Source organism: Streptomyces bambusae, assembly GCF_019400985.1.
Classification (GTDB): domain Bacteria; phylum Actinomycetota; class Actinomycetes; order Streptomycetales; family Streptomycetaceae; genus Streptomyces; species Streptomyces bambusae_A.
In genome coordinates this window covers 22,124-29,130 of record NZ_WTFF01000057.1, presented here as the reverse complement: position 1 = coordinate 29,130, position 7,007 = coordinate 22,124, and the positions used below count along the sequence as shown (strand labels likewise).

Genomic DNA, 7,007 nt, shown 5'->3' with positions numbered 1-7,007 from the left:
GTGTCGAGCAGGGGGGCCAGGGCTGGGGCGCGGGGCAGGTCGGGCGGGCCGTCGATCTCCAGCACGCGGGCGGGGGCGGCGCGGCCGGGCAGGGTCCGGCCCAAGAACCGGGGCCGCCGGGGGCGGGACCCGCCCGGGCTCATGGCGGACGCGGCCCCCGGTCGCAGCAGGCCCCGGGGCCGGGCCTGGCGGCCGGGGGGGGGTGCCCTGTTCGCCGGCCTTTTCTACCACCGCACGGGCCCCGCGCCCCGCGGCCTCGCGGGCCACCTCCGCCGCCAGGTCCCGCAGGGCCCAGGGTCGTCCGGCCGTGTCGTTGTCCTCCAGGCGGGCCGCCAGCCGGGCCATGGACCGCGCGGCCGCGTCCCGGTCGGTGCCGGAGAAGCAGAACAGCTCGGCGGGCCACTGCTCCAGGCCGTGCTCGGGCTCGGTACCGTCGCGGTGGCCGGTGAGCACCGCGTGGTAGTTGGTACCGCCGAAGCCGAAGGCGCTCACCCCGGCCACGCGGCGCTCCACCGGCACGGTCCAGGGCCGCGCCTCCGTGTCGAAGAAGAACGGGCTGCTGTCGGCCCGCCAGACAGGATTGGGCCGGTCCAGGTGCAGGGTCGGCGGCCGCACCCCGGCGTGCACCGCCCGGGCCGCCTTGATCAGCCCGGCCAGCCCGGCCGCGCACTTGGTGTGGCCGATCTGGGACTTCACCGAGCCCAGGCCGCACGAGCCCGCAGCTCCGGCGCCGAACAGGTCGGTCAGCACGGCCAGTTCGGTGCTGTCGCCGACGACCGTCCCGGTGCCGTGCGCCTCGACCAGCCCCACCTGACCCGGCTCGACACCGGCTTTCGCGTACGCCCGTTCCAGTGCCCTGCGCTGACCCTCGGGCCGCGGCGCGGTCAGCCCCAGCGACCGGCCGTCGCCCGCCGCGCCCACGGCCTTGACCACGGCGTACACGCGGTCGCCGTCGCGTTCGGCGTCCTCCAGGCGCTTGAGGACCAGGGCGGCGACGCCCTCCCCGAGGGCGATCCCGTCGGCGGCCGCGTCGAAGGGCCTGCACCGGCCGGTGGGGGACAGGGCGCGCACGGAGGCGAACATCAGATAGTCGTTGATGCCGTTGTGCACGTCGGCGCCCCCGCACAGCACCATGTCGCTGTCCCCGTCGCGCAGTTGCCGGCACGCCAGGTCGAGGGCGGCCAGCGAGGACGCGCAGGCCGCGTCGACCGTGCAGTTCGCGCCGCCGAGGTCGAGCCGGTTGGCGATCCGGCCGGCGATGACGTTGGCGAGGACACCGGGGAAGGAGTCCTCGGTCAGCCGGGGCAGTTGGGCGTCGAGGCCGGGAGGCAGCGGGCCGAGGTAGCCGGGGTACAGGGCGCGGAAGCCGTACGCGCCGGCGAGCTCCGTACCGGCCTCGGCGCCGAACACCACCGAGGTCCGGGACCGGTCGAAGACCCGGCCCGGGCCGTACCCGGCGTCCGCCAGGGCCCGGGAGGCGATCTCCAGGGCCAGCAGCTGGACCGGCTCGACCCCGGAGAGGGAGGCCGGGGGGATGCCGTGCGCGAGGGCGTCGAAGGGCACGGCGGGCAGGAAGCCGCCCCAGCGGGACGGCGTACGCTCCCCGGCCCTGGCCGGATCGGGGTCGTAGTGGACGGCGGGGTCCCAGCGTTCGGCGGGCACTTCGGTGACGGCGTCCGTGCCCGCGACCACCTGCGACCAGTAGGCGGCGAGATCGGCCGCGCCCGGGTACGCGCAGGCCATGCCGACCACGGCGACGTCCAGCGGTTCGGGGCCCGCCGCCGGCTCGGCGGGCCGGGGCCCCAGTGCGCGGGCCCGCCGCTCCAGCCAGGCGTGCGCCTGCGAGGTCACCTCGGCGTGCAGGGCCGCCACCGTGGTCGGTGCGCTGCGCAGGGCCGCAGCCTGGCCCAGCATGAACAGGCCGTCGCGGGCCTGCTCCGCCTCCGGTACGGGCACGGGCGGACCGCTCTCGGCGTGCCGCAGCCCCTTGCTGGCGATCCGCAGCCGCCCCAGGTTGAGCCGCTCCAGCTCCTCCCACACCTGCCGCGGGTCCGCACCGCCGTCCTCCAGGGCCCGGCGGGTGGCCGCGAAGGTCTCGCTGTACGGGGACGCGGCGCAGCGGGTGACATGGCCGGGCGCGGTCGCCAGGGTCACCGTGTGCGTGCAGTCGAGCGCCACCCGCTGGAAGCCGGGCAGCACCGCGCCCGCCTCCACCGCCTCCGCGGTGAACAGGTAGGCGGTGCCCATCAGTACGCCGATCCGGGCGCCGCGCGCCGCCAGCGGAGCCGCGGCCGCGGCGGCCATGGCGGCGGACCGCGCGTCGTGGATACCGCCCGCGAACAGCACGTCGAGGGCCGCGACGTCCTCACAGGCCAGCAGCCGCTCGATCTGCTCCTCCCAGAGCGGGAAGGAGGCACGCGGCCCGATGTGGCCGCCGCACTCCAGGCCCTCGAAGACGAACCGCCGGGCCCCCTCGGCCAGATAGCGCTCCAGCAGACCGGGGGAGGGGACGTGCAGATGGGTACGGGTCCCGGCCGCCTCCAGCGGCGCCGCCTGCCCGGGAGACCCGCCCGCGATGACCGCGTACGGCGGCCGCACCTCGGCGACCGCGGCGAGCTGCTCCGCGCGCAGCCCGGGCGGTACGAACCCCAGCAGCCCGACCCCCCACGGCCGGTCCCCCAGCCGCCGCGCCGTCTCGGCGAGGAGCCGGCGGACCTCGGCGCCGTCCATGACGGCCAGCGCCAGGTACGGCACCGCCCCCGCCCCGGCGACGGCGGCGGCGAACGCGGCCTGGTCGCTGACCCGGGTCATCGGCCCCTGCGCCACCGGCAGATGGCGATCCCCCTCGCGGGGGCGCAGCGCTGCCGCTCGTACCGCCGCCCCCAGGTGCTCGCCCACGGCCCGGCGTACGGCCTGCACCACGGCCCCGGTGGTCCGGTGCGCGGCGGCGAGCCGTGCGGCGAAGGACCCGTCCTGCCCCACGGGCAGCGGCTGCTCGCGCAGGCCGCGGGCGCCGAGCCGGCGGGCGAGGTCCGGCCGGTGCCGGTCCGGGTCCAGGTCCGGGCGGCTGAAGATGCGGTGGCCGTCCACGACGACCGTCTCGCTGCCGTCCATCGCCCGCAGGGCCGCGGCCACCTGCGCGGGCAGCGCCGCCTCGCCCTCGGTGGTCAGGGCCAGCTGCGTGTCGAGCAGGACCCCGGCGGCGCCGCCCGCCACCGCGGCGGCCGCCGTGTGCGGGCCGATCCCGCCGCAGGCCAGCACCGGCACGCCGATCTCCGGGTCCGCGAGCAGCTGTTGGAGCAGGACGAAGGTGGTGGTGCCACCCACCCTGCCACCCGCCTCGTGGCCCTTGGCGACCAGCGCGGCCGCCCCCGCGGCGACCGCGGCCACGGCCTCCTCCCGGCTCACCACCTCGGCCCAGACCCGCCGTCCGCCGTCCGCCGCCCACGGCCGGGGGGCCCGGTGCAGGGCCGGATCCGCCAGCAGGACCGTGTCCACGTCGGGAGGCAGCCCGTCCGGTCCGACCGGGCAGCCGACCGGCACCCGTACCCCGTACGGACCCCGCAGCCGCGCGGTCAGCTCGGTCAGGGCGCGGCCGGCCGCGGCGGCGTCCCGGCCCAGGTCGAGCAGGCCCAGGGCGCCGGCCCGTTCGGCGGCGAGGACGATGGGCGCGTGGGGCTCCTCGAAGGGGCTGACCGCGACGACGAGGTCGCGATCGGTGGGGGACTGGCCCGACTGGGGGGTCACGGGCGCTCCTCTCGGGTGCGGCGTGCTGCGGCGTGCGGTGCGGTGGGTACGCGGCGCGCCGGTGGGCAGCCGGGCCGCCCACCGGGCATGGCGGGCATGGCGGGCGCGACGGGTATGGCGGGCCGGACCGCTGGAGACGGCGCGGTCGGGGTGGACGCCGGGTGGTGGGGGTCGGGTGGTGGCGGGGGCGGGGGCGGGGGCGGGGTGGCAGGGGCGGCAAGGTGGGGGGGACGGGGATGCCCGGCCGTGCATTGCGGACCGGGGGCAGATCGTGCGGGTGCGACCTTGAGGTGTCAACGCCCTGCGGCGCGGGCGCGTCCGCTTTTGGCCACGTGCGCCGCGCTGCGGAATCCGCAGCCGCAGCCGGTGCCCACGGCCGTAGCCTGCGCTGATCCCCGTGGCGTGCGCGGCCGGTCGGACGCAGCGGGGGAGGAGGGAGCCGGTCCGCTCATGCCGGGCCGGTATGGCTCGCTGCCGTTCCGGCATCACGAGGTTCTGATTGTTCGTCAGTTGGCCCCCTCGATGCCTCTTACAGTGACAGGTTCCGGGAGTTACCGTCCGGTCATGACCCTCACACTCGCGCAGCTTCGCTATCTCGTCGCCGTCGCGGACTGCCGTTCCATCACCGGTGCGGCGGCGTCGGTCTTCGTCGCCCAGTCGGCCCTGTCGCGGGCGATCCAGGCCATGGAGCGCGATCTCGGCGTGGAACTGCTGGCGCGTACGAGCCGGGGCGTGAACCTCACCGCCGAGGGCGTCAGGGTGGTCCGGCTCGCCCGGACCGTGCTGGACGCGATGAAGGCCATCGAGGACATCGGGGTCTACCGCACCGGCACCGCCCGGGCCACCCTGCACCTGGTGACCACGCCCACGCTCGCCCTGGACCTGGCCCCGGACCTCGTCGACGCCTTCGCCGAACGGAACCCCGGCGTCGAGGTACGGCTGCACCAGTGCGGCAGCAGGGAGGCGCTGATGAAGGAACTCGGCTCCGGCCGGGCCGAGTTGGGCCTGGTCGACCTGCCGGTGGACAAGGAGCTGTCGGCGCACCACCTCCAGGAGCGCGAGGTCGTGCTGATCTCTCCGCCCGGTTCCCGGCTGCCCGACCCGGTGCCCTTCCGGTACCTCGACGGGATGAGCATGGTGCTGCCGAGCCCGGGGACCGGGCGGCGTACCGAACTGGAGGCCCTGTTCAGCAGCCTGGGCGTGCGGCCCGTCCCCACGGTGGAGTCCGACGAGCGGCTGGCCTGGGTGACCGGGGTGGCGGACGGCCGGGGCTCACTGATCTGGTACCGGGACGTGGTGTTACGGGCCTTCGGGCGGCGCGTGGAGGTGCGCTCGTTCACCCCGCCGCTGCTCCGTCCGGTCGGCGTGGTGCACACCAGCCGTCCCCTGACCCGGACCGGCCGCGCCTTCCTCGCCCACATCCGCCACAACTCACCCGTGCGGGAACCGATCCGCTGACGCTCGGCCACGGGCATGCTCCGTCCTCGGGCCGTGCGGGGTTGCCCGCGCCGTTCCCCGCGCCCCTGGTGGGGGTGGTCCGCCTGTTGGTTGTCCTCGGGTCGTGGGGGGTTGCTCGCGCAGTTCCCCGCGCCCCTGGAGGGGCGGCCTGCCGGCGGTCGTCCTCGGGTCGTGCGGGGTTGCTCGCGCAGTTCCTCGCGCCCCTGGTGGGGGGTGGTCCGCCTGTTGGTTGTCCTCGGGTTGTGGGGGGTCGTTCGCGCAGTTCCTCGCGCCCCTCAAGGGGGCGGTCCGCTCGTCGCCTGTCCTCGGGCCGTGGGGCGGTCTGCTCCGGGCCGTGCGTCGCTCTGGGCCGGACCGGGGTCGAACGGCCCGGGCGGCTGGGTATGCCCGGCCGGCACTGGTCCATGCCCAGTGGGCGTACGGCTGCCGCTTGGCCTTTGCCGGCACCGCCGTCACATTGTGCGCATGCCTCGACTCCTCACCCCCTCGCGGGCCGGAGCGGCGGTCGCGGCCGCCCTCACCCTGGCCCTCGGGCCGGTACCGGCCGCCGCCCCGGCTCCGGCAGCCATGTCCCCGGCGGCCCCGGCCGCCCCCGCCCCCGCCGCCGAGCGCGCCTGCACCCTCCCCGCCGGCCTCGCCGAATTCAGCGGGCTCGCCATGAGTGTCCGTCACCCCGGGATCTTCTACGCCCTCAACGACAGCGGGAACACCAACCAGGTCTTCGCCGTGGACTGTTCCGGGCCCACCGGACAGCTCCGGGCCGCCTTCACCCTCTCGGACACGGCCAATACCGACTGGGAAGGCCTGGCCGTCGGCAGGGACACCGCGGGCCGCCCGGTCGTCCTGGTCGGCGACATCGGGGACAACATCGGCGCTCGCGCCGAGATCCAGGTCCACAGCTTCCCCGAGCCGGACACCCTCGCCAACGCCACCGTCACCCCCGTGACGTACCGATTCGCCTACTCCGACGGCAAGCACGACGCCGAGTCCCTGCTCGCCGACCCCGTCACCGGCCGGCTCTACGTCGCCAGCAAGAAGATCGGTGCGGCAGGCCGGCTGTACCAGGCGCCGCTGCCGCCCGCCACCGGCCAGGTCAACACGCTCAGCCCGGTGCGCCCCGGCCCGGTCTTCGCCACCGACGGCGCCTACGCACCCACCGGCAGGTCGTACGTCATCCGCAGCGGCGGCCCGATCGGCGCCGACACCGCCTCCGTGTACGACTCCTCGGGCGCCAAGCTCGCCGATGTGGCACTGCCCGCACAGCCGCAGGGGGAGACGGTGACCTACGCCGACTGCGGCACGCTGCTCGTCGGCTCGGAGAACGACAGCCAGGTCTGGCGGGTCCCGCTGCCTCCGCAGGCCACCCCGGGCTGCGGCGGGACGGAGCCGCCGTCCGACGACCTGCGGCTGAGCAGCCCCGGGCCGCAGACGTGCAGGTTCAACCAGTCCTGCACCGTCCGGATCACCGCCACCGGCGGCAAGGCTCCCCTGAAGTACGGTGCCGCCGGCCTGCCTTGGGGCCTGACCATCGACCCCGCCACCGGCCGGATCACCGGCAAGCCCTGGGCGATCGGGACCGTCCAGGTCACCGCCACCGTCACCGACGCCACCGGAGCCACGGCCTCCGCCGGCTTCCCCCTCACCCTCACCTGGTTCTGACCCGCCGAGGGCCGGGCCCGTCCCCGTACCGGGTCGGCGATCACACCCACGCTTTGATTTCGTTTGTACGGTTGCGTCCCCGAGCCCGCGGCGGACGGTGTCTGCCGGCGGATCCGGACCGCCCCGATTCGGATAGGGTGCGG

3 protein-coding genes are annotated in these 7,007 nt (G+C 76.1%); 2 read left to right on the top strand and 1 reads right to left on the bottom strand.

What is annotated here, in order from left to right; all coding sequences use genetic code 11:
- Positions 1 to 3,747: beta-ketoacyl synthase N-terminal-like domain-containing protein (locus GPJ59_RS11170; protein WP_308120245.1), on the bottom strand; the 3,747-nt coding region annotated here is incomplete at its 3' end.
- A gap of 564 nt (positions 3,748 to 4,311) precedes the next feature.
- Here GPJ59_RS11170 and GPJ59_RS11165 point away from each other — a divergent pair.
- Positions 4,312 to 5,205, top strand: a complete 894-nt coding sequence (locus tag GPJ59_RS11165) for a LysR family transcriptional regulator (protein WP_219666591.1) — start codon at positions 4,312 to 4,314, stop codon at positions 5,203 to 5,205.
- Between the two features lie 465 nt (positions 5,206 to 5,670).
- Positions 5,671 to 6,864: an Ig domain-containing protein gene (locus GPJ59_RS11160; RefSeq protein ID WP_258024221.1), complete on the top strand. Its 1,194-nt coding sequence runs from the start codon at positions 5,671 to 5,673 to the stop codon at positions 6,862 to 6,864.
- Positions 6,865 to 7,007: the final 143 nt, after the last annotated feature.